At 65.2% G+C, this 23983-nt stretch carries 21 protein-coding genes and 2 tRNA genes; 13 read left to right on the top strand and 10 right to left on the bottom strand.

What is annotated here, in order from left to right; translation table 11 throughout:
• The first annotated feature begins 68 nt into the window (after positions 1-68).
• The 3 genes from ABXH26_RS13270 to ABXH26_RS13260 all read left to right on the top strand — a co-directional run bounded on the left by ABXH26_RS13270 (position 69) and on the right by ABXH26_RS13260 (position 1850).
• Entirely contained in the window at positions 69-314 is a 246-nt protein-coding gene (locus ABXH26_RS13270; protein WP_353567556.1) for a hypothetical protein, read from the top strand.
• 69 nt (positions 315-383) lie between these two features.
• On the top strand, positions 384-791 hold the full coding sequence (locus tag ABXH26_RS13265; RefSeq protein WP_353567555.1) for an NYN domain-containing protein: 408 nt from the start codon (positions 384-386) through the stop codon (positions 789-791).
• 51 nt (positions 792-842) lie between these two features.
• Complete coding sequence (locus ABXH26_RS13260; protein ID WP_353567554.1) at positions 843-1850, top strand: DNA polymerase III delta subunit-related protein; 1008 nt, start codon at positions 843-845, stop codon at positions 1848-1850.
• 12 nt (positions 1851-1862) lie between these two features.
• Here the strand turns inward: ABXH26_RS13260 and ABXH26_RS13255 are convergent, their stop codons facing one another.
• Together ABXH26_RS13255 and ABXH26_RS13250 are read right to left on the bottom strand one after the other, a co-directional pair.
• Entirely contained in the window at positions 1863-2450 is a 588-nt protein-coding gene (locus tag ABXH26_RS13255; RefSeq protein ID WP_353567553.1) for a TPM domain-containing protein, read from the bottom strand.
• Positions 2451-2454: 4 nt separating this feature from the next.
• Positions 2455-5391 (bottom strand): M16 family metallopeptidase, encoded by a 2937-nt coding sequence (locus ABXH26_RS13250; protein ID WP_353567552.1) that lies wholly within the window; start codon positions 5389-5391, stop codon positions 2455-2457.
• A 142-nt stretch (positions 5392-5533) separates the two neighbouring features.
• Here ABXH26_RS13250 and ABXH26_RS13245 point away from each other — a divergent pair.
• Both ABXH26_RS13245 and infA read left to right on the top strand, forming a co-directional pair.
• Positions 5534-5620: transfer RNA gene (locus tag ABXH26_RS13245), tRNA-Leu, on the top strand.
• A gap of 230 nt (positions 5621-5850) precedes the next feature.
• On the top strand, positions 5851-6174 hold the full coding sequence (gene infA / locus ABXH26_RS13240) for a translation initiation factor IF-1 (RefSeq protein WP_353567551.1): 324 nt from the start codon (positions 5851-5853) through the stop codon (positions 6172-6174).
• Positions 6175-6210: 36 nt separating this feature from the next.
• On the opposite strand, the gene ABXH26_RS13235 is transcribed toward infA, so the two are convergent.
• On the bottom strand, positions 6211-6981 hold the full coding sequence (locus tag ABXH26_RS13235; RefSeq protein WP_353567550.1) for a segregation and condensation protein A: 771 nt from the start codon (positions 6979-6981) through the stop codon (positions 6211-6213).
• Between the two features lie 111 nt (positions 6982-7092).
• Between ABXH26_RS13235 and ABXH26_RS13230 the strand changes: the two genes are divergently transcribed.
• Positions 7093-8724, top strand: coding sequence for a translocation/assembly module TamB domain-containing protein (locus tag ABXH26_RS13230; protein ID WP_353567549.1), 1632 nt, complete (start codon positions 7093-7095; stop codon positions 8722-8724).
• Positions 8725-8739: 15 nt separating this feature from the next.
• Here the strand turns inward: ABXH26_RS13230 and metF are convergent, their stop codons facing one another.
• Positions 8740-9651, bottom strand: a complete 912-nt coding sequence (metF, locus tag ABXH26_RS13225) for a methylenetetrahydrofolate reductase [NAD(P)H] (RefSeq protein ID WP_353567548.1) — start codon at positions 9649-9651, stop codon at positions 8740-8742.
• Positions 9652-9788: 137 nt separating this feature from the next.
• Here metF and ABXH26_RS13220 point away from each other — a divergent pair, with 137 nt between their 5' ends.
• Positions 9789-10556, top strand: a complete 768-nt coding sequence (locus ABXH26_RS13220) for an EF-hand domain-containing protein (protein WP_353567547.1) — start codon at positions 9789-9791, stop codon at positions 10554-10556.
• 33 nt (positions 10557-10589) lie between these two features.
• On the opposite strand, the gene ABXH26_RS13215 is transcribed toward ABXH26_RS13220, so the two are convergent.
• From ABXH26_RS13215 to ABXH26_RS13205, 3 genes are all read right to left on the bottom strand, one after another.
• Positions 10590-12566, bottom strand: a complete 1977-nt coding sequence (locus ABXH26_RS13215; protein ID WP_353567546.1) for a fumarate reductase/succinate dehydrogenase flavoprotein subunit — start codon at positions 12564-12566, stop codon at positions 10590-10592.
• Positions 12567-12572: 6 nt separating this feature from the next.
• Positions 12573-13280 carry a succinate dehydrogenase cytochrome b subunit gene (locus tag ABXH26_RS13210; RefSeq protein ID WP_353567545.1) on the bottom strand — a complete coding sequence of 236 codons (708 nt, stop codon included), beginning with the start codon at positions 13278-13280 and terminating at the stop codon, positions 12573-12575.
• 122 nt (positions 13281-13402) lie between these two features.
• Positions 13403-13732 carry a hypothetical protein gene (locus tag ABXH26_RS13205; RefSeq protein WP_353567544.1) on the bottom strand — a complete coding sequence of 110 codons (330 nt, stop codon included), beginning with the start codon at positions 13730-13732 and terminating at the stop codon, positions 13403-13405.
• Positions 13733-13923: 191 nt separating this feature from the next.
• Between ABXH26_RS13205 and ABXH26_RS13200 the strand changes: the two genes are divergently transcribed.
• The 4 genes from ABXH26_RS13200 (at position 13924) to ABXH26_RS13185 (ending at position 18318) form a co-directional block, all read left to right on the top strand.
• Positions 13924-14538 carry an SET domain-containing protein gene (locus ABXH26_RS13200; RefSeq protein ID WP_353567543.1) on the top strand — a complete coding sequence of 205 codons (615 nt, stop codon included), beginning with the start codon at positions 13924-13926 and terminating at the stop codon, positions 14536-14538.
• Positions 14539-14649: 111 nt separating this feature from the next.
• Positions 14650-14726 (top strand) — tRNA-Asp (locus ABXH26_RS13195).
• A gap of 170 nt (positions 14727-14896) precedes the next feature.
• The gene (locus ABXH26_RS13190; protein ID WP_353567542.1) at positions 14897-17437 is read left to right on the top strand and encodes a protein kinase domain-containing protein; all 2541 of its coding nucleotides are present in this window, start codon (positions 14897-14899) and stop codon (positions 17435-17437) included.
• Complete coding sequence (locus ABXH26_RS13185) at positions 17434-18318, top strand: squalene/phytoene synthase family protein (RefSeq protein WP_353567541.1); 885 nt, start codon at positions 17434-17436, stop codon at positions 18316-18318. The genes ABXH26_RS13190 and ABXH26_RS13185 overlap by 4 nt, the downstream gene beginning before the upstream one ends.
• Positions 18319-18321: 3 nt before the next feature.
• Here the strand turns inward: ABXH26_RS13185 and ABXH26_RS13180 are convergent, their stop codons facing one another.
• The 3 genes from ABXH26_RS13180 to ABXH26_RS13170 all read right to left on the bottom strand — a co-directional run bounded on the left by ABXH26_RS13180 (position 18322) and on the right by ABXH26_RS13170 (position 21710).
• A complete protein-coding gene (locus ABXH26_RS13180; protein WP_353567540.1) occupies positions 18322-20286 on the bottom strand; it encodes an ABC-F family ATP-binding cassette domain-containing protein in 1965 nt (654 codons plus the stop codon).
• Positions 20287-20432: 146 nt separating this feature from the next.
• Positions 20433-20885: a hypothetical protein gene (locus ABXH26_RS13175; protein ID WP_353567539.1), complete on the bottom strand. Its 453-nt coding sequence runs from the start codon at positions 20883-20885 to the stop codon at positions 20433-20435.
• A 276-nt stretch (positions 20886-21161) separates the two neighbouring features.
• The gene (locus ABXH26_RS13170) at positions 21162-21710 is read right to left on the bottom strand and encodes a peptidylprolyl isomerase (protein WP_353567538.1); all 549 of its coding nucleotides are present in this window, start codon (positions 21708-21710) and stop codon (positions 21162-21164) included.
• Positions 21711-21969: 259 nt separating this feature from the next.
• Between ABXH26_RS13170 and ABXH26_RS13165 the strand changes: the two genes are divergently transcribed.
• A complete protein-coding gene (locus ABXH26_RS13165) occupies positions 21970-23010 on the top strand; it encodes a hypothetical protein (protein WP_353567537.1) in 1041 nt (346 codons plus the stop codon).
• 57 nt (positions 23011-23067) lie between these two features.
• Positions 23068-23964, top strand: coding sequence for a hypothetical protein (locus ABXH26_RS13160; RefSeq protein ID WP_353567536.1), 897 nt, complete (start codon positions 23068-23070; stop codon positions 23962-23964).
• The last annotated feature ends 19 nt before the right edge of the window (positions 23965-23983 follow it).

Genomic DNA, 23983 nt, shown 5'->3' with positions numbered 1-23983 from the left:
CTCGCTGCCGCCGAGATTCCCCTTGCTAGGGGGTCGGCGCCCGTTTTAAACCGCTCGCCACCAGAACCATGGGACAGCAGCACAAAAAAGTCATCAAGCGGACCCGCAGGAAGAACTACCTGAAGCGGAAGAAGGAGCAGGCGAAGCTGAGCGGGGTGGTGAAAAAACGCCCGGGCGCCAAGAAAGCCGCTGCCAAGAAGGCGCCGGCCAAGAAGGCCGCGGCCAAGAAAACGGCCAAGAAGGCCCCTGCCAAAAAGGCGCCCGCCAAGAAGACCGCCGCCAAGAAAGAGGGCGATCCTTCGGAAGAAGAGTGATTTGTTCTTCGGAGGAACTTTTACCCGGGTCGGTTGCCAAGGGCGGCCGGCCCGTTTTTGTTGGGCGGCATGGAACGCTTGCTGGTGGTGGATGGTCACAGCGCGATCTTCGCGATCGACGAACTGCGGGAGCTGCACCAGGGGCCGACCCGCCACCTGGCGCGGCTCGAGCTGGTGCGCCGGCTGCGTGACCTTGGCGACCGCTCGGGCTGGGCGGTGGTGGTGGTGTTCGATGGCCGCCAGCGGGAGCGGAATTTCCAGGGCTGCAAGGAGGACGGCATCATGGTCGTCTACTCGAAGGGCACGGAAACGGCGGATACGGTCGTGGAGCGGATCGCGGCCCGGTTTTCCATGAAAGGCGACGAGGTGCGGGTGGCCAGCAACGACCGCATGGTGCTGACGACGGCACTGGCCTTCGGCGCGACCGGCATCCGGATTCCGGACCTGGAGGACTGGATGGCGACCGAGCGAGGTTGAGACCGCTTTGCCGTTGCCGCGCCGGGCCGCGGCGGCCAGCATCGGCGGCGGATGGCATTCACCGAAGACCGCGCGTTCGAACTGATCGAGGCAGCCCACGACCGGGGCCGGCTGGCCCATGCGTTCCTGATCACGGGCACGAGGGAATCCGGCAAGGAATCGCTGGCCGCGCGGGTGATCCAGCTTCTGCAAGGCGGCGGGGGAGGCGGCATGGATCTTTTCGGCGAGGCGGTGAAAACCGAGGCCCCGCCGCTGGACGAGCTGGCCGGGGAGTGGGTGCGGATCGTGCGTCCGCAGTCGAAATCCCGGCGCATCACGGTCGATTCGATCCGCGAGCTGGAGAAGTCGCTGCACGTGGTCGCCGGGCCCGGAACCTGGAAGGTGGGGGTGATCTGCGATGCCGACCGGATGATGCCGGCTTCGGAAAATGCGTTTCTGAAGACGCTCGAGGAGCCGCCGCCCAGGACCTTGCTGCTGCTGTTGTCCGAAAACCCGGGCAGCCTGCTGCCCACGGTGCTGTCCCGCTGCGTCCGCCTGCCGCTGATGGGGGGAACGGCGGAGCGGGATGACAACGGTCGCACGCTGCTGGCGGCACTGGACGGGCTGGCCGAGGTGGGGCTGGGATCGCCCGAGGTGGCCCTGGGGCTGAAGGCGTGCTTCAGCGAGGTCCTGACCGACATCAAGGCCCAGGCGGAGGCCGGCATGAAGGAAGTGCTGAAGGAGGAGGAGAAGGCGCTCAAGCAGGCCGTGGAAGGCGACTGGCTGAAGCGCCGCGAGGAGGCGCTGAAGGCCGTGGCGGAGTCGGACTACCTCAGTGACCGGTCCCGCCTGTTCGAGCTGCTGCAATCGTGGATGGCCGATGTTTTGCGGGCCAAGGTCGGAGCCGGAGGCATCGAGCTGCCTGAAAGCCAGGCCGCCACCTCCGCGGTGGCCGCCCGGGAGGAGTTGCCGCGGCTGGTGGCGGGGATCGATGCCCTGCGCGAGCTGCGTGGCACGCTGGACACCAACGCCCAGGAGCAGCTGGCGCTGGAGGTCGGCTTCCTGCGGGCTTTCGCCTGAGGAGCGGGCGTTTCAGAAAGTGCCGCCGGGCCGGTGCTCGGTGTGACTAACGATCCCGAAGGCTTCCTCGATGTTGCGGGCGATCGAGGTGAGCTCCTTTTCCAAGCCATCGAGCACGGCGCGAATGCCCGCCGCCCACAGGCCGCCGCGCCATGAAGGACGGGCGAGTTCCAGGATCGCATCGAGGTTTTCGTGGCTGAAAAACGGCTCCAGCCCGTAGCCGGGGGCGATGGCGGCGCGGAGGTGCTCGGGATCGATCACCACCAGGATCATGCGGTTGTGGCCCAGCCTTTCCGCGGCGCCGCAGAACTGGCCGCTGTTGAAAAGCCAGAAGGCATGAAGGGAAAGCGGGTGCTCGGCGCCGAAGCGGCCCATCACGACGCGGATCCGGATCTGCGGGAAATGGTGCTCGATCTCGCCGATGCGGTCGGCGAGCTGCTTCTTGGTCTTCGACTGGAAATGACCCGTGCGGTCGCCGACCGGTTGCTCGAAGGCCGGCACCGGCCCGAGCAGGGCCGAGACGCGGTCGGCGCTCAGCTGGCAGGTCGGGCAGGTGTCCGCACCGGACGGAAGGAAACCGTGGCAGTAGGGGCAGTCCATGAAGTCAGGGCTCGGGCAGGATCGTCACCGTGATGGTGTTGTCCTGGGTGAGGTAGCGCTTCGCGAGTTCGTTGATCTCCGCGAGGGTGATCGAGCGGACGTCGTCGATCCGGCTACGCGCCAGCTCGAGCCGATGGGGATCGTCGGTGCTGCCGTTGAGCACGCTCTGGAGCCAGTAGCTGTTATCGCGGAGCGATTTTTCGAGGTCGGCGAGCATCGGGGTCTTGGCCCGGGTCAGCTCGTCCTCGGTGGCACCCTTGGCCGCAAGCTCGGCGGCGATGCGGCGGCTGGCATCGGTCAACGCCTGAGTGTCTCCGGGCTTGCCGGTGCTCTGGGCCATCAGGAAACCGAAGTCCTCGAGCTCGCGCGAGCCGCCGGCACCCGCGCCCGGGCTGTAGGAGGCCCCCAATTTTTCGCGGACCTCCTCGCGCAGGCGGTCGGCCACGATGTCGGCCAGCAGGTTGAAGCGGCGGAACTGCTCCTCGTTTCCGCGCGGCCCCGGCACCTTCCAGATGACCAGCGACAGCGCGCGCTCGATGCGGCTGCTGTAGGTGTAGTCCTTTTCCTGCGGCGGGGTCGGGAAATCCACGCTCTGCACCGGGTCGGAGAGGCGGTCGCGGCCTGCGGCGGGGCGGTCCGGCAGCGCGCCGAAGGTCGCCAGCACCAGCGGGATGGTTTTTTCCAGCTCGAAGTCACCGACGACATTCAGCTCGATCCGGCCGGGCGTGAAATCGCGCGCCAGCCAGGAATCGATGTCTTCCGCCCTCAGGGACAGGACCTTGTCGGGCGAGTCGGGGAACTCGAAGCGCGGGTCATCGCCATGCAGCCAGGCGAACATGTCCTGCATGGCGCCGTCGGGGTTGTGCTTGAGCTGCTGGAACAGCATCGGAACGGTGCGCCGGAACTGGCTGATGGCCTCCTCGCGGGTGCCGGGATGCAGCACCTGCGCGGCCATCAGCTGGAGCTGGAGCTGGAGGTCGTCGGGCGTGGTCGTGCCGGCGAGCGAGAAGTGGCCATCGCCCACCGAGAAGCCGGTGCCGACATTGCGGCCCGCGAGGATGCGCCGCAGCTCCTCGGCCGAGTGCTCGCCGATGCCGCCCTCGTTGACCACCGCGGTGGCGAACTCGGCCAGGCCGACCTTGTCCTTGTCCATCAGCAGCCGGCCGTGGCCGATGCGTGCCATCAACGAAATACGGTTCTTATCGTAGTCGGTCGGCTTCAGATTCACGGTGACGCCGTTGGAGAGGGTGAGGCGGGTGACCCCGAGGTCCTTCACGTCCTCGCGCTCCGCGACGGTTCCGGCGGTGCCGAAATCGGTGTAGGCGAACGCTTTCACCTCCATCTCCACTGGCGGCTCGACCGGCATGGCGGCGGCCTCGGCAAACCTGGCGGACAGGGTTTTCGCCACGTCCGCCGGTGCCTCCTTGGCGGTCATCACGAGCCGGGGGTGGGTGTCTTTCCAAAAATCAAGGAAGGCCGAGTGGCAGTCCTTTGGCGTGATGTCGCCGAGGAAGCCCTGCAGCACCTCGAGGTCGGTTTCGGGCGAGCTGAGCACGTCGCGTTCGTTGATCGCGGTGACGATCATCGACGAAAGCTCGTCGGACCGGCGGCTGTCGCGGTTCGCCACTTGCTGCTGGTAGTAGTTGAGGATGTTGGCCTTGGCCTCGGCCAGCTCGGCTTCGGTGAAACCGTGCTCCTTCGCGCGGCGGAATTCGTTTTCCAAAACCACCACGGCCTCGTCGAGGCGGCCATCGGTCACGGTGACATCGACGCTGCCGACGGTGACCGCGCGGAACAGCTGCTGGCGGGAGGCCGAGCCCTCGACGATGGGAGACTCGGCCCCCTCGGCGATGCGGTCGAAGCGGCGGCCAAGCATCGAGTGGGCGAGCGAGAGCCGCATCAGGTCGGCGCGGTTCTCACGGTTGTCGATGCGGTCCTCGTAGGGCTTGATGCAGGTCAGCCCGAGGCTGGTGGCGGGCAGCTCCGCGTCGGTAAACACGAGCGGCTCCTGGGTCGCGGGCGGGGTGTAATCCCCAAGCTGCGGATCGGCTCCGGGGTCCTCCGGTCCGGTCATGCCGCCGAAGGCGGACTCGATGCGCTTCCGCATGGCGGCCGGATCGATCGCGCCGACCACCACGAAAGTCATGCGCGAGGGGACGTAGTAGTTCTGATAGAAGTCGACGAAGCGCTCGCGCGGGGCGCCGCGGATGATTTCCTCCTCCCCGATCGGGAAGCGGCGGGCGATCAGCGAGTCGGGCAGCAGGGCCTTGAACTGTTTTTTGAGGATGCGGTAGCCGATCGAATCGCGGCTGTTCATTTCGGCGAGGATGACGCCACGCTCCTTGTCGATTTCATCGGTGGCGAGCTGGGCGCCGTCGGCAAAGTCGCGCATCACGTTGAAAGCGAGGTCGAGGGTCGAGTCGCTGAGGTCGGGGAGGTCCAGCGAGTAGACCGTCTGGTCGAAGGAGGTGAAGGCATTGACGTGGGCGCCGAAGGCGATGCCGAGCCGCTGCATCCTGGGGACGAGTTCGCCGGCCTTGAAGTGCTCGGTGCCGTTGAAAACCATGTGCTCGAGGAAGTGGGCGAGGCCTTGTTGGTCGTCCGCCTCCATCAGGGAGCCGGCCCCGATGTGGAGGCGCACGCTGACGCGTTCCGGCGGCTCGGCATTGGGCAGGATGACGTAGCGCATGCCGTTGCCCAGTTTTCCGAAAACGATGGCGGGGTCGGCCGGGATGTCGCTGACCTCGTGCGGCCACGGAGATGGCGGCAAGGCCTCTTGGGTGGAGTCTTCGGGGGCGGCCGCGCCGGGATCCGGGGTCTGCTCGGCGGGAGGCGGGCTTGTAGCCGCCGCGGGAGAAGCTTCGTCGGGCTTGCGGAGGATCAGGACGAGGGCGGCGACGGCGAGGGCGAGCGTGAGGACCAAGGGGGCCGGATTGCGCATGGGGCTAACCTGTTGCCAGCGGCCGGGGCTGGCAATGGAGAATCGCCGCGGGAGGATTCGATAATTTCTCTCTCCAAGTGCGGAATTCGTGTTGCCAAAGCTCCGGGGGCGTGCTCATTTCGCCGCCCGTTTCTACCGAAGTGCGCACGTGGCGGAATTGGTAGACGCGCTAGATTCAGGTTCTAGTGGCTTCACGGCCGTGGAGGTTCGAGTCCTCTCGTGCGCACCATTTTTCGGGCAATCCCCCTCGGTGGGGGATGCCTTGACGGAGGCGGTCCCTCCGAGAGCGAGCAAAGACCGCGCGATCCGGAAGATCAGCCGTTCAAGGCCGTTTTCCGGGTCTTGGCGGAGCGGCGGTGAAGTCCGGCAAGAGACGCGTTTTTTGCCATTGATCGCATCGGGCAATTGACGGAGCCTCTCCCCGCGTGCCGGGGAGCCCGGCATCAGCAAACATCATTCATGAGCAACGGCAGACGAAGAGGAGGCGGAGGAGGCAGACGTGGCGGTGGCCGCGGTAGACGCGGTGACAGCCGCTCCCGTGGACGCAACAAGAACACGGATGAGAACAGCGAGGAGAAGGCGGTCGAAGTGGAAGGGGTGATCACCTCCGTGCTGGCCGGCACTCAATTCCGTGTGGAGCTGCCCAGCGGCCACGAGGTGCTCGCCCACATTTCGGGCAAGATGCGCAAGCGCTTCATTCGACTCGTGGTCGGCGACCGGGTGAAAATGGAGATGTCGCCCTACGACGTCACCAAGGCACGGATTACCTTCCGTCTGGGTTGAGGCGTTTTTTCCCGACCGGTCGGCCGGGGGTTTTTCTCAGGCGCCTTCGACGGTGATCTCGTAGTCGACCGGTTGTGCCGCCTGGCTGCGGCGCTCGATCTCGATTTCCCCGAAGACGCCGGTCTGGCGGATGACGAACTGGTTCATCTTCATCAGTTCGAGCACCGCGAGGAAGGTGACGATGACTTCGGCCTTGGTGGCGGCATCGGCGAACAGCCGATCGAAGCGCTCCGCCTGGCCGGCGGCAAAGCGCGAGAGCAGCATCTCGATCTTGTCGGAGACCGTGTAGCGGTCATCGACGATGTCGCCGAGGTCATGGCTTTCCTCGAAGCGTTTCAGGACGTTCTGGAAAGCCCGGATCAGGTCGAAGATGGAAACTTCGGCCAGCGGCGGCGGCTCGGGATCGGTCTCGGGTTTCTCCGGCTGGAGCGCGAAACGCCCTTCCTGCTCGACCTCGCGATGGCTCAGGAAGGAGGCGGCGTCCTTGAACTTCTTGTATTCGATGAGCTGGCGGATGAGGTCCCAGCGCGGGTCGTCGTCTTCGGCGTCCTCCTCCGGCGGCTGCTCCTGGCGCGGCAGCAGGGTGCGGCTTTTCAGGTACATCAGGTTGGCGGCCATCACGATGAACTCGGCGGCCAGGTCGATATTGAGGAGCCGGAAGGTTTCGATGTATTTGAGATACTGCCCGGTGATCCGGGTGATCGAGATGTCCTGGATGTCGACCTCGTCCTTTTTGATCAAATACAGCAACAGGTCGAGGGGCCCCTCGAAGATCTCCAACCGCACCTTGTAGTCATCGCCTTCCACGCGCGTCTGCCTAGGGAATCCCGCCGCGACGGGCGAGGGAAATTTGGCCTCGCCTGAGTTCGGGGAGGCAGGTGTAATCCGCGCCGTCCTGCAAGGGATGCTTACAGTTTCATGGACGAACAAGCCGCCAACGCCTTCCACCAGCGCCTCAACCAATGGATCGCCAGCCAGGGGTTCTGGTTCCAGCTCCGCCACTCGCTCTCCGGCGGGGGGAACTGGTCGAGCACGATTTTCCACCTGCTCGGCTTGACCGTGCGGATCGGCATCGTCCTGGCCATCGTGCTGGTCGGGTTCGGGATCTTCCTCATGAAGCGGGTGGATACCGAGCACTTCGTCGAGGGCATCGAGGACTCGATGGTGGATCGCCTGGGGGCCCAGGCGGCGGAGGTTTCGGGTTTCAAGAAAAGCGGGAGCGATGCCTCCATTCACCGGCTGGGGCTGGTGGGGAGCGACCAGAGTTTCTTCCGGACCCTGGATGCCCGCAACCTGCACTTCCACATGGGATTGCTGGACGGGATGGTCGGCCAGTGGGTGGCGGGAACCGCGGAGGCGAACACGCTGGACGTCGAGTGGCGCTCCGGCCTGAGTAACGACGAGGATGCTACCGCGGTGGCCAAGCAGCTTTTCGAGATGCCGGAAACCGTGGGGCTCCAGGGACTCAAAGTGGCCAAGGCGCGCTTCACCTGGGGCTATCAGGAACGCGCCTTCGGGGGCATCGAAGGCAGTCATCTCACGGCCATCCGCAGCGGTCAGAGCTGGAGGTTGAACTTCCAAGGCGGGACCTTTTCCCAGAATTGGCTGCGGGGACTGGAAATCAAGGAGCTGGTCATCGTGGTGAGCCCGGACGGCCTGTTGGTCGAGCGCGGGAAGCTGGTGTCCGGCGAGGGCTCGATCGAGTTTCAGGACGTGGCCGTCAAGGGAGCGGAGCAACCGCGGCCATCCGGCAGGCTGATCCTGACTCATGTTCCCGTCGCCAGCCTGCTGCCGGCGAACGCGCGCACGATGGTCAGTGGCCAGGTGTCCGGCGAACTCACCCTGGGCGGATCCACGAACTCCTCGGATGGCGTCACCATGGAGGGCACGCTCACCGTCGGGGGATCCGACCGTCTGATGGTCCACGATGATTTCCGGGTCTTTGAATCGCTGTCGGTGGTCGATTTTTTCCGCTCCTATCGGCGCGTCGATTTCTCGGTCGGCAGTTTCCACATCCGCACCGGCGGCGGGGAGCTGAAAGTGGATGAGATCAAGCTCGAGTCCAAGGGTGCCATGACCTTGGACGGCGAGGTAACCGTCCGCCGACCGACCCAGCGCGAGATCGAAAAGCTGATCGGGGCTTCGCCCACGGACATGGCCGTGGGCTTCAGCCCGCTCGGCACCCGAAGCAGCGGCACGGACTCGGCGGATGTTTCGCTCAAGAGCGCCGGCAAGGCGGCGAACGAGGACGACGAGCTGATGACCGAAGAGGGCGGCGCGGAGGCGGAAAACTCCGACTTCTACAACGAGCTGGACGAGGCCCGCCGGCTCCGGCGGGACGCCATGGAGCGGGCGCGCGACCTGTATTTCTTTGCCGGCGAGGTGCGCCTCGGACTTGAGGAGAATGCGCTCGAGCGTTCCGAGATCCTCCGCAAGCGCTATCCTCTGGACGAGGCGACGAGGAGGGTCTTTCTCAAGGTCCCGCTGGATGGCGGGCTGAATGACATCGGGGTGGCGAAGGCCGAGGAACTGATCGATGCGCTCCAGTAAGCCGCGGCCCGCGGCTTAATCCGCGGCCACCGGGCCGAGGCCGAGGCTGGCGTAAATCTCGCGGGTCGCCGCGCTCTTGTTGAGCGTGTAGAAGTGGATGCCATCGACGCCTTGGTCGAGCAGCTCGGCACATTGCTGGGCGGCGTAATGGACGCCGACCCGCTCGACCGCGGCCGGCTCGTTGCCCGCCCGTTCGAGGGCCCGCAGGAGCTTCGCGGGAAATCGCGCGCCGGCCGCCAGTTCGGCCATCCGTTTCATGCCGCCGCGGGTGGTCACGGGCATGATGCCCGCAATGATCGGCACGTGGATGCCCGCCAGCCGGCAGCGCTCGCGGAAGTCGAAGAAGTCGTGGTTGTCGAAAAACAGCTGGGTGCAGATGTAGTCGGCACCGGCATCGACCTTGGCCTTGAGGTGGTCGAGCTCCAGCAGGCGGTTGGGCGTGGCCGGATGGCCCTCCGGGAAGCCCGCCACGCCGATCCCGAACCCGCGCGGGTCGGGATGCTTGCCACTGGCATTGTAGCGCTGGATGAAGGTGACCAGGTCGGCGGCATGCCTGAAGGCGGAATCGCGCCAGTCGTAGTCCGGCCAGTCGCGCGGCGGGTCGCCCCGCAGCGCCAGGATGTTGGCCACGCCGGCCTCGGCGTAGCGGGTCAGGATTCCCTCCACTTCCGCTTCGTCGTGACCCACGCAGGTGAGGTGGGGCGTGGGCGGGATGCCGGTGGTTTCCTTGATCCGGACCACCAGGTCGTGGGTGGCTTCACGGGTCGAGCCGCCCGCTCCGTAGGTCACGGAAACGAAGGACGGATCATACGGCTCCAGCTCGACGATGGTCTGATAGAGCTCGTCCCAGGCGCTGTTGGACTTGGGAGGAAAGAATTCGAAGGAAAACGAGGGATGTCGCTTTTGGAGGATGTCCTGGATGTGCATGCTTCGATGGCGCGGGCATCATGGGTCGATCCCCGGGCGGGTCGCCATCAAAAAAGCCCTGTCCTCCCGCAACCCCCGGCTCGGCGCCGGGGTTTGAGGTGACACGGCCCGCGCACCCGAACCCGCTCCGCCCATCCATGAAGACGCAACGCATCCTCGGCCTGACCCTCTTGGCGGCAGCCCCGCTGCTCGCTCAGGAAAACGATGGCCCTCCCGGCCCTCCCCGCGGTGAGCCGGGGCCCGGCCGTCGTCCCCCGATCGGTGCGTTCATCAGCAAGGCCGATACCGACGGGGACGGCAAGGTCTCGAAGGCCGAGTTCGATGCCTTGGAGCGGATCTCCAATCTCCCGGAGGAAAAGCGGAGCAAGCTTTTCAGCCGCCTCGACCGCAATGGCAACGGTGTGATCGAGGGCGACGAACTCAAGCCGCCACGGGGCAGAGGGCCGAGGCCGATGCCCGATCTGCGGGAGCTGGACCTGGACAAGGACGGCACCATCAGTTTCGAGGAATTTGAGAAGGGACGCTTTGTCTCCCAGCTGCCTGAGGAGAAACGGAAGCGCTTCTTCGAGCATCTCGATCGCGATGGCGACGGCCGGCTGACGCCCAAGGATCACCGCCCGGGTGAGGGGTTTCACCGGATGTTCGGTCGGCTCGATGAGGACCACGATGGCTTGCTGAGCTTCGAGGAATTCCGCAAGGCGCCGTGGATCGCGAGACAGGGTGAGGATGCGCAGGAGGACCAGTTCGAAGAGCTCGACAAGAACGGTGACCAGAAGCTCGATCCCGAGGAAATGCGTCGCGGCGCGGACGCCCACCGCAGCGGCCCGCCGGCGCCTTCCTCCGCCGAAGGGGACGGAAAAGAACCGCCGCCCCCGTCGATGGACGGGGACGGCATGATGGAATGACCTCACGGGGAGCGGGCCGGAAGCCCGCTCTTCTTATTTGTAGGACCGCACGGACGGGTGGACCGTCTCCCACTCCAGCTCCTCCTTGTGAAGCACGGGCGTCTCGCCCACTCCTTTGAATTCCCACGCGGACACGTGGCAGTATTGGTCGTCGTGGCGCTTCGCTTCGCCCGGGGAAAGGTAGCCCGACTGCACCTCCGGATCAGCGTCGGTGTATTGATGCTCCTCACGGAAATGGCCGCCGCAGGATTCCTCGCGCTCGCGGGCGTCGAGGCACATCATTTCGGCAAACTCGAGGAAGTCGGCGACGCGGCCGGCCTTTTCGAGCTCCATGTTGAGGGCGTCGCCCTGACCGGTGACGCGGACGTTTTCCCAGAACTCCTCGCGGATCTGTGGGATCTTCTCGAGCGCCTCGTTGAGGCCGTCCCGGTTGCGCGCCATGCCGCACTTGTCCCACATGGTCAGGCCGAGTTCGCGGTGGAAGGAATCGACCGAGCGCTTGCCCTGGATCGAGAGCAGCTTGCGGCTTCGCTCGCTGACGTCCTCGACCGCCTTCTTAAATTCCGGATGGTCGGTGGTGACCGCGCCGGGCTTCTGGGTGGCGAGGTAAACGGCAACCGTCGAGGGAATGACGAAGTAGCCGTCGGCGAGGCCTTGCATCAGGGCGGAGGCCCCGAGGCGGTTGGCGCCGTGGTCGGAGAAGTTCGCCTCGCCGAGCACGTGCAGGCCGGGGAGGTTGGACATCAGGTTGTAGTCCACCCACAGGCCGCCCATGGTGTAGTGGACGGCGGGATAGATCTGCATCGGCAGTTTGTAGGGGTTCGTGCCGGCGATCTTTTCATACATGGTGAAAAGGTTGCCGTAGCTGGCGCGGATCTTGTCCTCGCCAAGACGCTTGATGGAGTCGCGGAAATCGAGGAACACGCCGAGGCCGGTGGGGGCCACGCCGCGACCTTCGTCGCAGACCTCTTTGGCGGAGCGCGAGGAGATGTCGCGCGGCGAGAGGTTGCCGAAGGACGGGTATTTCCGCTCGAGATAATAGTCGCGCTCGTCGTCCGGCACGTCGTTGGGATTGAGCTGGCCCGTGCGGACCTTCTCGGCGGTTTCCTGCGACTTCGGCACCCAGATGCGGCCGTCGTTGCGGAGCGACTCGGACATCAGGGTGAGCTTCGACTGGTAGTCGCCGCTGACCGGGATGCAGGTCGGGTGGATCTGGGTGTAGCAGGGGTTGGCGAAAAACGCGCCCTTCTTGGCGGCGCGCCACGCGGCGGTGACGTTGCAGCCCATCGCGTTGGTCGAGAGGAAGAACACGTTGCCGTAGCCGCCGGTGGCGAGCAGCACGGTATCGCCCGCATGGGAGCTGATCTCGCCGGTGACCATGTCGCGGACGACGATTCCCTTGGCGTGGCCGTCGACCGTGACGAGGTCGAGCATTTCCGTGCGCGGATACATTTCCACGCCGCCGCTGGCGATTTCCTTGTTGAGCGCCTGGTAGCAGCCGATGAGGAGCTGCTGGCCGGTCTGGCCGGCGGCGTAGAAGGTGCGCTTCACCTGGGCACCGCCGAACGAGCGGTTGTCGAGCAGGCCGCCGTATTCCCGGGCGAAGGGCACGCCCTGGGCGACGCACTGGTCGATGATGTTGTTGGAAACCTCGGCCAGCCGATAGACGTTCGACTCCCGCGAGCGGAAATCGCCGCCCTTGATGGTGTCGTAGAAGAGCCGGTAAACCGAGTCGCCGTCGTTCTGATAGTTCTTGGCGGCATTGATCCCGCCCTGGGCGGCGATCGAGTGGGCGCGGCGGGCGCTGTCCTGGTAGCAGAAGCACTTCACCTTGTAACCCAGCTCGGAAAGCGTCGCGGCGGCGGCGCCCCCGGCAAGGCCGGAGCCGACGACGATGATCGTGTACTTCCGCTTGTTGGCCGGGTTGATAAGCTTCGAGTCCTGCTTGTGCTTCGACCATTTCTGATCGAGCGGACCGGACGGGGTCTTGCTGTCGAGGATGCTGGACATGGCTTTTTAGCGGCCGTAGCCGAAAACGAGGATGGAGATGGGGATCGAAACGAAGCCGCAGAAGATCACGATGGCATAGCCGACGCTGAGCACGCGGAGGATGGGCGCGCTTTTCTGCGAGCGCAGGCCGAGGGTCTGGAACATCGATTGCACGCCATGGCTGATGTGGGAGCAGAGCAGCCCCATGGCGATCACGTAGAAGAGGACCGTTGCGGGATTGGTGAAGCCCTTGATGACCATGCCCCAGGCATCGAAACGCTCGGGATCGAGCGGATCCTGGAAGTCGGCCTCGGGATAGCTCAGGCGCACCGTGAAGTGCAGGATGTGGAAGATGATGAAGGCAAGGATCGTCAGGCCGGTCCAGATCATGATCAGCGAGGACTTGGTCGCCTGGATCGTGGCCTTGTTTTCATACGCCTGCCGCGCCGCACGGTTCTGGCGGGTCAGGGAAATGGTGGCTGCCACGTGGATGACCAGGCAGGCGAGCAGGACGGCGCGGGCGATCCAGACGCCGGCCCCGTGGATCATGTGGTGGAGGAATTCCGCGTAGTCGTTGAACGCCTCCCGCCCGACGAAGACGAGCAGGTTTCCGGCGAGGTGGCCGGCGAGGAACAGGGTGAGGACGATGCCGGTCAGGGCGACCAGGAGTTTCCTCCCGATGGTCGAGGACCAGACGCGGCTGACGATGGGGAAACCGGTGGCTAGGCTGCTCATGTTTCGATAAAATCCAGGTCGGACTTTGGGTTGCTGCGACGATTAGGAAGCACCGATCACCGGTGCAAGGGGAGAGTCCGGACGTAGCGGTTTTTGCAGTGATTCCGGCAAATGGGGCGGATTCAGAAGGGTTTCGGCTGCACCACGCCCAGCCAGGCGGCGGCCAGCCCGCAGATCAGGACGATGGCGAGGACGACGCCCTTCGGCAGGCGCTTGGTCATGGCGGGGGCCGCTCCGAGCACCATCCAGAGCACGATTTTCCCCACCCACCAGTACTGGCCTGCCGGTGGCTTGCCGAGCATCGCGAAGCCGATGACCAGCAGGACCAGCAGCGAGATGCCGTGCAGGATGGAAGCGGCTTTTTTCTGCCCCCCCATGCAAATGGCGCCGAGGGCGGTGAAAACGGCGAGGGCGGCGGTGATGTGAAGCGCGCGGAAGACGAACGGGTCCATGGGCCGAATCTGCCAGCCGGGTCCCGTGCGGCAAGCCAAACTGGAGACTGTGGAACGCCTGATGAGCCGGCTTGACATGCCGTCCGGCCGGGCTAGATGGCAGCGTAACGATGCGGTTTCCGAAGGGCCGTGAAAGGAGGTTGGGTAAACCTCTGGCCGTGGAGGTTTCCGATCGGGCACGACAGCCCCACATGATCCATCCAGCGACCGAGCTCCGGCTCGTCAATCCGCAGGTCGGCTACGGCGTTTTCGCCAGCCGCTTCATTCCCATGGGATCCCTCGTCTATGTACAGGACCCGTTGGAAATCCACCTCAGCCCCGAACGCTACGCCTCTCTGGACGAGGCGAGCCGCCAAGTGGCGGAGAAGTACTCGTTCATCGAGCCCGGCGGCAACCGCGTGCTCAGCTGGGACTCGGCGAAGTATGTGAACCATTCCTGCCGGCCTAACACCATGAGCACCGCCTGGGGCTTTGAAATCGCCGTGGCCGACATCGAGCCCGGCGAGGAGATCACCGACGAGTACGGGCTGTTCAATCTTGAGTGGGAAATGGACTGCTGCTGCGGCCACGAGGCCTGCCGGGGAAGGATCCGGGCGGCCGACGTTCATCTCCATTTCCGTCACTGGGACAAGCGGGTGCGGCATGCGGTGCGCCGGCTGGGAGAGGTGGACCAGCCGCTGCTTCCTTTCGTGGATGCGCCCACGAGGAGGGCGATCGAGGGCCTGGTCGCGGGTCGGACGAGGTACCGTTCGGTGCGCCAACTCATTCTGCCACCGGCGTTTTTCGGCACTTCCGCCGTTGCCTGAGAGGGTGGAACCGGAGCCCGTTAACGGGTGCCGAAAAATGTTCAAATAGATGTTGCGTCGCCGGGATCGGCCTCCTAGCGTCCGCGCACGCCGCAAGGCGACCGACCTTTTGGAGCGGTAGTTCAGTTGGTTAGAACGCTGCCCTGTCACGGCAGAGGTCGCGGGTTCGAGTCCCGTCCGCTCCGCCACTTTTCAAGAATCAAGCCGTCCTTCGGGGCGGCTTTTTTCGTTCGCCATCCGAGGCCCGGGAGTCTCCCGGTTCGGCCCGGCTGCTGAAGGGTGACAGGTCACGGGAAAGGCCGGAAGTATCGGTAATGTAGGGTTGGCGGCGCGAAGGCGATGCGTCAGGATGTCGCCCATGAACGCACCGCACCTCGATGCCTTCGGCGAACGCGAGCTGCTGGAATCCGGCCCGTGCGGCGCGGTGTTCCGGGCCGTGCGGACGGACGGGGTGGTGACGGCGGTCAAGCTTCTCGACGGCATGGCGATCAATCGCGCGCTGTTGGAAAGGGCCTGCGCCCGCCTCGAGCGCGGCGGCTGGCCGGCTGGGGCGCTGGAGGTGCTGGAGGCCGATTTCCGGACCCGTCCTGCGGTGCGGGTGACTCCTTGTCTGGCCGACCAGCAGCCGGATGGCACGTGGCGGCCCCGCAGCCTGCAGCACTTGCTGGCCGACTTTCCCGGCGAAACGTCATGGGCCACCGTGCAGAAGCTGATCGCTGCGGTGGGCTCGCTGCACGAACGACAGGTGGCCCACGGAAACCTGAAGCCGGGGAACGCGTTCTTTGACGACGATGGCGAGGTGGTAGTGGTCGACTGGGCGCTTGGCAACATGCCGGGGATCGCGAACCACCAATTTACGGACGCCATCCTCTATCAGCCGCCGGAGCAGCTCCGCTCGCCGGACGGCTACGAGGACGAGCAGGGCTACCGTTGGGACGTGCATGCGCTGGGGGTGATGGCCTTCCGCCTGGTGACCGGCCATTTTCCGCGCTGCGACGCGACCTTCACCCAGGTGGCTCCGGATGCCGGCATGACGCATCGCGAGGGCATCGCCGCGGACCTCGGCAAGATCGCCGCCACGCTCGAGAATCATCCGGAGGTGGAGTGGCCCCTCCCGCCCGCCAACGCTCTGGAGGCCCGCTACCGGGAAATCATCAACCGCTGCCTGTCGCTCGATCCTCCCGCCCGTCCGGCCAACGCCATGGAGCTGGATCGTCTTTTCCGCGACGCGGAGAAGGAGATCGAGGTCGAGGAAACGCGCGAGACGTTGATGGACCAGCGTCGGCGCGCCGAGCGTTCGCGCTACCGGGCTCAGGTCACGGCAGGGGGGCTGCTTGCCGCGCTGGTGCTGGCGGTGGTGTTGTGGCAGGTGGCGGTGGGAACCGCCCGGCGCTCGGCCGGCCAGTTGCGGGACCGGACGGTCCTGCTGGAAAGAAACCTCGAGGAGGCCCGGGATTCGCAGCAGCGGGCGATGGATGCCGCGGACAGCCTGCGGGTGCAGCGGCAGGCGGACGACACCACCTGGCTGGCGCGGCTCGAGGCCTCGCGGGACATCGGCGACCGGCTGTTCAGCTGGGCGGTGGAGGAGGGGCAGCACCGGCTGCCGCCGCTCGACGGCCGGACCGTGCGCTTGTCGCGACTGGAAAGCTACTACACCCGCCTGATCGAGCGCATCGACGGGCTCGAAGGGCTGGAAGATGAACGCGCCCGCGCGCTGCTGCAGCTGGCGGAAATCTCGCTGGCGAAAGGGGATGCGGAAACCGCCGAGCAGCGTTTCGAGACGGCCCTGGCCAACGCCGGCGAGCTCGACGCGGGGGCCAGCCTCGACCTGCGGTTGGCCACCGACCGGCTGACGCTGGCGATGCTGCTCCAGGAGAAGGATGACCCGCGCACCCCGGATGCCTTCGCCACCGCGCGCCACGCGCTGGGCGGCATCCCCCTGGCCGAGGTCGATGCCGACCGGGTGGCTTACTTGTTGGCGACGCTCGACCTCAAGGAATCCGAATGGCTGGCCGCGCACGGAAAGGAGTCCGACGCGCTGTCCCACCTGCTGCACGCCACCGAGGAACTCAACCGCCTGACCGATCAACGGCCGGAGGCTCCGATCCTCGGCTCCGAGCTCGTTTCCTGCTATCTCGCCTCCGCGAACATTCTCGATGGCATGGGCGAACTGGGCGACGCCCGCGATTTGCGGGAAATGGCGGCCGACCGACTGCTGGCGCTGATCAAGCAACGCCCGGATGACTTCAACCTGCGCCTGGAACTCGCCGGCTGCTATGGGGCGGTCGCCGAGTCGTCACTGATCGCTGGCGATGTGAAACGCGCCGAGTCGATGGCCCTGGGGGCGACCAAGCTTTTGACCGACATCCTGCCGCAGCGGCCGGGCAGTGCGGAGGCGAAAACCCGGCTGGCCGCCCAGCACGGACTGCTGGCCGGCATCTTGCGCGATCGGGGGGAGGCCGACGAGGCCCTGAACCGCTACAACGAGGGCCTGCGTCTGCTCGAAGGCCTGACGGTGGGCGAGGATGCCGATCCGGGTGCGATTTTCCGCTACGCGCTGCTGACCTGGGAAAAGGGGCGCATGGTGGGCTTCACCGGCGACCGGGCCAAGGAGATCGAGTATGAGCAGAAGGCCGTGGGCATGCTCGATGATCTACTGGAAACGCCGTACGGCGTGACGCGTAGCGAGCAGATCCAACGCTCGCGCGGCTACATGCTCGGCGATCTGGGCCATGCGGCGGAGATGAACGGTGACAAGACGCTCTCGGCCGACACCTTTTCGCAGGCGGTCAAGGTGTGGGAGGAACTGCATCGTGAGCGGCCCGCCAGCGAGGAATACGAGGAGGCGCTCGCCTGGAACCGCCAGCGGCTGGCGGAATTCCGCACCACCGATCCATGAACCGCGGACTGGCCCGCCTGCGACGCGAGGTCTCGCGGTCGTTCGATCTGTCCATGGCCCTGCTGCCCGCGCCGATGCGGGAGCCGGTGAGCGTGGCCTACCTGCTGGCACGCGCCAGTGACACGCTGGCGGACACGGCGGCGATGCCGGTGGCACGGCGGCTCGAGGCGCTCGATCGGTTCGACGCCGCGGTGCGGAAAGGTGGATCGGCGGGGGAGATGCGGGACTTCATCAAGGTCCTCGATCATGAGGGCGAAGCCAGGCTGTTGGGGGAAACCAATGCCTGTCTGCAGAGCCAGCGCGAACTGCCGGCGGAGCAGCGGGAGCTGGTGGCCGAGGTGCTCGAGGTCATCATCTCCGGTCAGCGCCTGGACCTCGAGCGGGCGTCCGCCGGGTTCTTCCGTCCGCTGGATGAACCCGAGCTCGATGACTACTGCTGGCGCGTCGCGGGCTGCGTCGGCCGCTTCTGGACACGGATCGGCTTCGCGACGCTGGGCTCTCGTTTTTCGGATGAGGATCCGGATCGACTGGAGCAGTTAGGGATTTCCTACGGCAAGGGACTTCAACTGGTGAACATCCTGCGCGATGCCCCGCGCGACCGGGAAAGCGGCCGCATTTATCTCGCCTTCGAAACGATGGAGGAGCTGGAGCGGACGTCTGCCGTCTGGCGGGACCGCGCCTTCGCGGCGATGGGCGATGGCGAGCGCTATGCGACGGCGCTGAGGTCGCCGCGGCTGCGGGCGGCCAGTGTGCTGCCGGCGCTGATTGGCCGGGAAACGCTGCTCAAGCTCGAAGCCGGAGGCCGCGAGGCCTGGGCGCGCGGCGTGAAGGTCGGGCGTCCGGTGGTCCGCCGCTGCCTGGCGCGGGCGGTTTTCTGGTGAGGTTCAGGCCTCCAGTTCGGCGGTGAGCTTCTCGATCTCATCGGACAGCCCGCCCCAGCGGCTGTAGGCCTTTTCGAGCTTTTCAGTGACCTGCTGCACGGCCGAGGCGGTCTGCTGCAGCTTGTCGGGATCCGCCGCGATTTCGGGTGAAGAGAGCGCGTCGGTGAGGGTGGCCTGCGCGCCTTCGAGTTCGGCAATCTTCGTCTCGAGGACCTCGAGTTCTTGCTCCAGGGGCTTCAGCACCTTGGCGCGCTTCTGGCGCAGCTCGGCCTCGATCCGTCGCTGTTCCTTCCGGTTCTGCGGCGGGGCGGGGCTGGAGCCGGGGGCGGGGGAGGACGGAGGACGGGTGCCGTTCGTTTCCTCGGCGGTCTTTTCCAGGTAGTAGGTGATGTTGCCGCTGAACAGGCGCGGCGGGTGGCCGGGGCGGAACTCCAGGGTTTTGGCGACCAGGGGATCGAGGAAGGAGCGGTTGTGAGAAACGATGATCACCGTGCCTTCGTAGTCGCTCAGCGCGTTCTGAAGGACCTCCTGGCTCTGGACGTCGAGGTGGTTGGTCGGCTCGTCGAGGATCAGGAAATTCGCCGGCTGCACCAGCATCCGCACCAGCGCCACACGCGAGCGCTCGCCGCCGGACAGGACGCCGACTTTCTTGAACACGTCATCGCCGCGGAAAAGGAAGCAGCCGAGGAGATTGCGGGCCTGGCCCTCGGTCTCGCGGGAGGTGGCTTCCTCGACCGTCTCGAGCACGGTTTTTTCCGGATCGAGAGTGTCGGCGTGGGTCTGGGAAAAGAACGAGGTGGCGACCTTACCGCCGAACTCGTGGCTGCCGGAGCTGGGTTCCTCCTGGCCGGTGATCATGCGGCAGAAAGTCGATTTGCCGGCACCATTCGGACCGACGATGGCCAGCTTTTCGCCGCGCGTGATTTCGAAATCGAAATCGCGGAACACGGTGAGGTCGCCATAGTGCCGCGTGGCGTGGTCCAGCTTCGCCACCAGGTGGGCGGAGGGCTTGGGCTGGGGGAAACGGAACTTCATCACCGCGTCGTCGTCCTCCGGGGGCGGAATCAGCTCGATCTTGTCCAGCTGCTTGATGCGCGACTGCACCAGCGAGGCCTTGTTGGCGGAGGCGCGGAAGCGGTCGATGAAGCGCTTGGTTTCGGCGATCTCCTTCTGCTGCGCCTCGTAGCGCTTGCGGTGGACTTCCTTGCGGTGGACCGACTCGCGCAGGAAGTAGCTGAAGTTTCCCGCATACTCCTCGGCCCGGCCGTGGTGGAAGGCGATGGTGCGGGTGCACAGCGCGTCGAGCAGGGCGAGATCGTGGGAAATGATGAGGATCGCGCCGGGGTAGGCATGGAGATATTGCTCGACCCAGCGCTGGGACTCGATGTCGAGGTGGTTGGTGGGTTCGTCGAGCAGCAGGATGTCGGGCTCGGAAAGGAACAGCTTGGCCATGGCGATCCGCATCTGCCAGCCGCCGGAGAACTCGCCGCAGTCGCGCGAGAAGTCATCGCGCTTGAAGCCCAGGCCCTGAAGCACCGATTCGGCCTTGGGCTTGAGCTTGGCGGGATCGGTCGCCTCGAGCTGGAGCTCGAGGCCGCCGATTTCCTCGAGCAGCTCGGCGTAGGGCGAGGAACGCGGATCAAGCTTCGGCAGCTCCGCGGAAAGGCGGTCGATCTTTTCCTGCAGGCCGAGCGTTTCGCCGAAGGCGGACATGGTTTCGTCCCACAAGCTGCGGCCGTGGACGTGGATGCCTTCCTGGGGCAGATAGCCGATGCGGTATCCTTTCGGATGGGTGATCTTGCCGGCGCTGGGTTCGATCGAGCCGGCGACGCATTTCATGAGCGTCGACTTGCCGGCACCATTGTGGCCGGCGAAGGCGATCCGTTCCCTTGGCTGGACGGTGAAAGAGAGGTCCTCGAACAGGATGCGGGGACCGAATTCAACTCGGAGATTCTGGATCGAAAGCATGCGGCGCGCGGGAGCATGCACGCCTCGTCCGAGAGGTCCACTGCGGACTGGAGAAGAGGGCGGAGACCGGCCGGATGTCCGGGCAAGGGGCTGTGCAAAAACGCCCGAGCGCCCGGCCGGTGCTCCGAAATTGAGACCGGGGTGGGTCAGCGCATTTGCGCGGTTTGCGGCAGATCGCCGGGATCGGGGGCGGACACCACCACCGGCGCGTCGGGGCACACGGCCACGATCATGCGGGCTTGGCGGTGGAGATAGTCGATGCGGCTGGCGTGGATCGCCTCGCTGCCTTCCGCCTGGCGGAGGGTGACCGATTCGGCGCCCAGCCAGGCTTGATTGCGATCAAGGAACTCCTTCCACGACATCATGTTGCCGAGGGGACGATCCACGATGTGTTCGAGCATTCCTTCCGGAACGTGGAGCAGGGCACCCTGGGGAACCAGGGTCCAGTTGGTGCCATCGTGCAGGATGATGGAATCGTAGGGGGAATTCGTTTCCACCATGGCCGCGGAGGAGGTCTGGCTGGAAACATTCGCTTGGGGGCGGGCGAGGGCCGTGGTCACGGCGCAAGCCAATCCACAAAGGATCAGTGCAGCTTTCATGTAGGGGGGTGGGGGTCAGGGGGAGGGTGAAGGACCCGGGGGAGGGCCGAACAACTGGGCGGAACTTGCCATCCGAGCGCCCGGATATTCAACCCCACTTCATCATCCTACGCGATCGCGTAGGATGGTCGATCATTGAGGAAAAGATCGCCGTATTCTGAAAATGAGTAGGTTATCCAAAATGATTCGGCCCCGGGGCGGCGAAAACCCCGGGGCCGAAAAAGACTCAAGATATTTTGGAAATCCTAAGAATACCCCAAATCGCGTAGGGTCGCCTTACTTCGAAAGGATCGAGTTCCAGTGTTCGACATGGTCTTTCTTCAGCTCGAAGAGGTCGCTCGGGTCGTCATGGATGGTGATCGAGCGGATGGCGTCCCCCTTGCCGGCGGGGTCGGCCTTGCAGCCGGGCTCGCCGGTGTTGGTCTTGCCGATGATCGAGGATACGACGTCCTGACCGCCGGTGACTTCGCCGAACACGGAGTGGCGGTTGTCGAGGAAGGGGGTCGGAACGAGGGTGATGAAGAACTGGGAGCCATTGGTGCCGGGTCCGGCGTTGGCCATCGAGAACATGCCGGGCTTGGTGTGCTTGAGGTCGGGATGGAACTCGTCCGCGAACTTGTAGCCCGGACCTCCCCGGCCGGTACCCGTCGGGTCGCCGCCTTGGATCATGAAGCGGTCGATGACCCGGTGGAAGGCGACGCCATCGTAGTAGCCGCTTTTGGCGAGATTGAGGAAATTGGCGACGGTGAGCGGGGCCTTGTCGGCGAACAAAGTGGCGTCGATGTCGCCCTTGTCGGTGTGGAGCGTGATGCGGATGTCGGACATGGCGGACACCATCGGCGGGCGGAGCGGACGGAGCCAGCGAAAATGCCGGCCTTGTCCAGCTCATCGGATCTGCGGGAGGCAGAGGTCGGTTTCGAGAAGTCCCGGACATCCTCCCCACCTCCCGAAAGGCGGTGCCGCGCCGATCTTTCGGATCATCCTGCTAAGGATTCGCCGTCCGCAATCATTCCTTTCCAGTGCCTCGGCTTCCGCTGCCCGTGCAGAAGTGCTGTCACCAAACCCTCCAAAACCCTTCCAACCCATGAAGCCCGACCGAACGCTCGTTCGATCCGCCTTGTGGCTGGTCCTCGCGACCGGCCTGCGCGCCGATATCCTCGTCAACGAATCCTTCACCGGCTACACCGCTGAGAACTTGTCCGGCAGTGCGGCGACCGGACTGGGACTGACCGGCAGTTGGAACGGATCCGGCTACTTCAAGAACCAGCCGACCAGCCTCAGCATGGCGGGGGTCGGATCCTCGGGAGGAAGCGTGGCCATCAACCTGGTAACCGTCGCCGGAAAAACCAGCGCGGTGGAGCTGGCGAGCCCGCTGCCAAGCACCATGCTCTACGGCTGCTATCTTTTCAGCACCACGTTGCCGGCTTCCAATGCCAGGACCGTGGGGGGAATCGGCGTGGGGGCAGCGAGCGACAATGATAACTCCGCTTCGTTCGCATGGTCGGGAAACGGCTACAACAGCGCCAATTCGGTCGAGGGCCCGAACATTCGTTCCGAAGGATTCGGCACGCTGCTGCCCGCGATGTCCCTGGTCGATGGGCAGACCTACCTCATGTTGTTCGAGTTCAACGGTGCCGAAGGCACGACTTCGGCCTGGGTGCTGAACGAAGCGCAGCTGGCGAATTTCCACAACTCACTTGATGCCGAAACCCTGAATGCCGCGCCAACCAACACCGAGGACCCGACCGGCGTCGCCTGGACCGGCTTCATCGAGCCCGGCCCCGCGGTGGATCCGATGACTCATCTCCTGTTGTTCGGTTATACGCCGAATGCCGACGGGGATATCATTTTCACATGGGATGAGATCCGCATCTCGGACTCCGGCCTGCTCGATGCCGTGGTAGGACCGCCGCTGCCACCTGATCTGGAAATCACCGGCGTATCCGGAGGACCGGGCGCCTTCACGATCACCTACAAGTCCGGCGGGCAGCCGGTAACCATCGAACGCTCCACTTTCGGGCTCGATCATTTCCAGCCGCTCTCAACCGGCGAAACCTCCGGCAGTTATGTCGATGAGTCGGCGCCCGCGGGCAAGGCCTTCTACCGGATCGCCCTCCCGGAGTGAGTGCCCACCGAGTCGCAGGCAATCCACCTTCCTTCCCCCAAAAAACAAAAAAGAACCATGAACATGATACCCTCCCGCATTCTGATTCCCTTGCTGGGTTTTTCCGCCGCAGCCCATGCAGCGGTTTTGGTGAACGAAAGTTTCACCGGCTACACCGGCACCGACCTTTTCGGCAACGCCGCCACCGGACTCGGCCTCACCGGGAACTGGTCAGGCTCCGGGTTTTTCAAAAACCAGGCCACCAGCCTGTCGATGACCGGCGTCGCCAACCAAGGAGGCAGCTTGGCGCTGAATCTGGTGACCACCTCCGGCAAGCAGGCTTCGGTGGAGCTGAGCGCGCCGCTGCCGACCACCACGCTGTATGGCAGCTATCTTTTCAATACCACGCTGGCGGCTTCGAACGCGAGAACCGTGGGCGGGATCGGAGTCGGCTCGCCGGGCGATAATGACAACAGCGCCTCCTTCGTGTGGTCGGGCAACGGCTACAACAGCTCCAACGGAATCGAGGGCCCGAACCTCCGCGCCGAGGGATCGGGGACCCCGCTGCCTACCGTGTCGCTGGTGGACGGCCAGACCTATGTGATGCTGTTCGAGTTCAGCGCCACCGCCCAAACCACTTCGGCCTGGGTGCTGAACGAGGCGCAACTGGGCAATTTCTACGGTTCCCTGGATGCCGCCACTCTCAACGCGGCCGCCACCGATACCGAGGCGGCGACCGGCGTGGCCTGGCGGGGAACGGCAACCGGTGGGGCGGTCGGTTCCATGTCGAGTTTGTTGCTTTTCGGCTACACGCCCAATGCCAGTGGAGACATCGTCTATCAGTGGGACGAAATCCGCATCTCCGATACCAGCCTGCTTGAGTCCGTCTCGGTGCCGGAACCTTCGGTTCTCTCCCTCGCCAGCGGGCTGGGCTTGCTGGCGATCCGCCGTCGGCGCCGGCATGGGCTTCACTGAATTCTCAATATTTATATCA

Origin of the sequence: Haloferula sargassicola, from assembly GCF_040362925.1 — a bacterium.
Taxonomy (GTDB): domain Bacteria; phylum Verrucomicrobiota; class Verrucomicrobiia; order Verrucomicrobiales; family Akkermansiaceae; genus Haloferula; species Haloferula sargassicola.
Note: the sequence above shows the minus strand (reverse complement) of the source record. Positions and strands in the feature narration are given on the sequence as shown.

What these genes read in the sequence shown, in the direction of transcription:
- ABXH26_RS13250 (WP_353567552.1), bottom strand. Translation starts at nt 5,391, where the DNA reads ATGCGCAATCCGGCCCCCTTGGTCCTCACGCTCGCCCTCGCCGTCGCC.
- infA (WP_353567551.1), top strand. Translation starts at nt 5,851, where the DNA reads ATGAGCAACGGCAGACGAAGAGGAGGCGGAGGAGGCAGACGTGGCGGT.
- ABXH26_RS13175 (WP_353567539.1), bottom strand. Translation starts at nt 20,885, where the DNA reads ATGAAAGCTGCACTGATCCTTTGTGGATTGGCTTGCGCCGTGACCACG.
- ABXH26_RS13185 (WP_353567541.1), top strand. Translation starts at nt 17,434, where the DNA reads ATGAACCGCGGACTGGCCCGCCTGCGACGCGAGGTCTCGCGGTCGTTC.
- ABXH26_RS13205 (WP_353567544.1), bottom strand. Translation starts at nt 13,732, where the DNA reads ATGGACCCGTTCGTCTTCCGCGCGCTTCACATCACCGCCGCCCTCGCC.
- ABXH26_RS13270 (WP_353567556.1), top strand. Translation starts at nt 69, where the DNA reads ATGGGACAGCAGCACAAAAAAGTCATCAAGCGGACCCGCAGGAAGAAC.
- ABXH26_RS13180 (WP_353567540.1), bottom strand. Translation starts at nt 20,286, where the DNA reads ATGCTTTCGATCCAGAATCTCCGAGTTGAATTCGGTCCCCGCATCCTG.
- ABXH26_RS13210 (WP_353567545.1), bottom strand. Translation starts at nt 13,280, where the DNA reads ATGAGCAGCCTAGCCACCGGTTTCCCCATCGTCAGCCGCGTCTGGTCC.
- ABXH26_RS13260 (WP_353567554.1), top strand. Translation starts at nt 843, where the DNA reads ATGGCATTCACCGAAGACCGCGCGTTCGAACTGATCGAGGCAGCCCAC.
- ABXH26_RS13170 (WP_353567538.1), bottom strand. Translation starts at nt 21,710, where the DNA reads ATGTCCGACATCCGCATCACGCTCCACACCGACAAGGGCGACATCGAC.
- ABXH26_RS13255 (WP_353567553.1), bottom strand. Translation starts at nt 2,450, where the DNA reads ATGGACTGCCCCTACTGCCACGGTTTCCTTCCGTCCGGTGCGGACACC.
- ABXH26_RS13190 (WP_353567542.1), top strand. Translation starts at nt 14,897, where the DNA reads ATGAACGCACCGCACCTCGATGCCTTCGGCGAACGCGAGCTGCTGGAA.
- ABXH26_RS13265 (WP_353567555.1), top strand. Translation starts at nt 384, where the DNA reads ATGGAACGCTTGCTGGTGGTGGATGGTCACAGCGCGATCTTCGCGATC.
- ABXH26_RS13160 (WP_353567536.1), top strand. Translation starts at nt 23,068, where the DNA reads ATGAACATGATACCCTCCCGCATTCTGATTCCCTTGCTGGGTTTTTCC.
- ABXH26_RS13215 (WP_353567546.1), bottom strand. Translation starts at nt 12,566, where the DNA reads ATGTCCAGCATCCTCGACAGCAAGACCCCGTCCGGTCCGCTCGATCAG.
- ABXH26_RS13220 (WP_353567547.1), top strand. Translation starts at nt 9,789, where the DNA reads ATGAAGACGCAACGCATCCTCGGCCTGACCCTCTTGGCGGCAGCCCCG.
- ABXH26_RS13200 (WP_353567543.1), top strand. Translation starts at nt 13,924, where the DNA reads ATGATCCATCCAGCGACCGAGCTCCGGCTCGTCAATCCGCAGGTCGGC.
- ABXH26_RS13165 (WP_353567537.1), top strand. Translation starts at nt 21,970, where the DNA reads ATGAAGCCCGACCGAACGCTCGTTCGATCCGCCTTGTGGCTGGTCCTC.
- metF (WP_353567548.1), bottom strand. Translation starts at nt 9,651, where the DNA reads ATGCACATCCAGGACATCCTCCAAAAGCGACATCCCTCGTTTTCCTTC.
- ABXH26_RS13230 (WP_353567549.1), top strand. Translation starts at nt 7,093, where the DNA reads ATGGACGAACAAGCCGCCAACGCCTTCCACCAGCGCCTCAACCAATGG.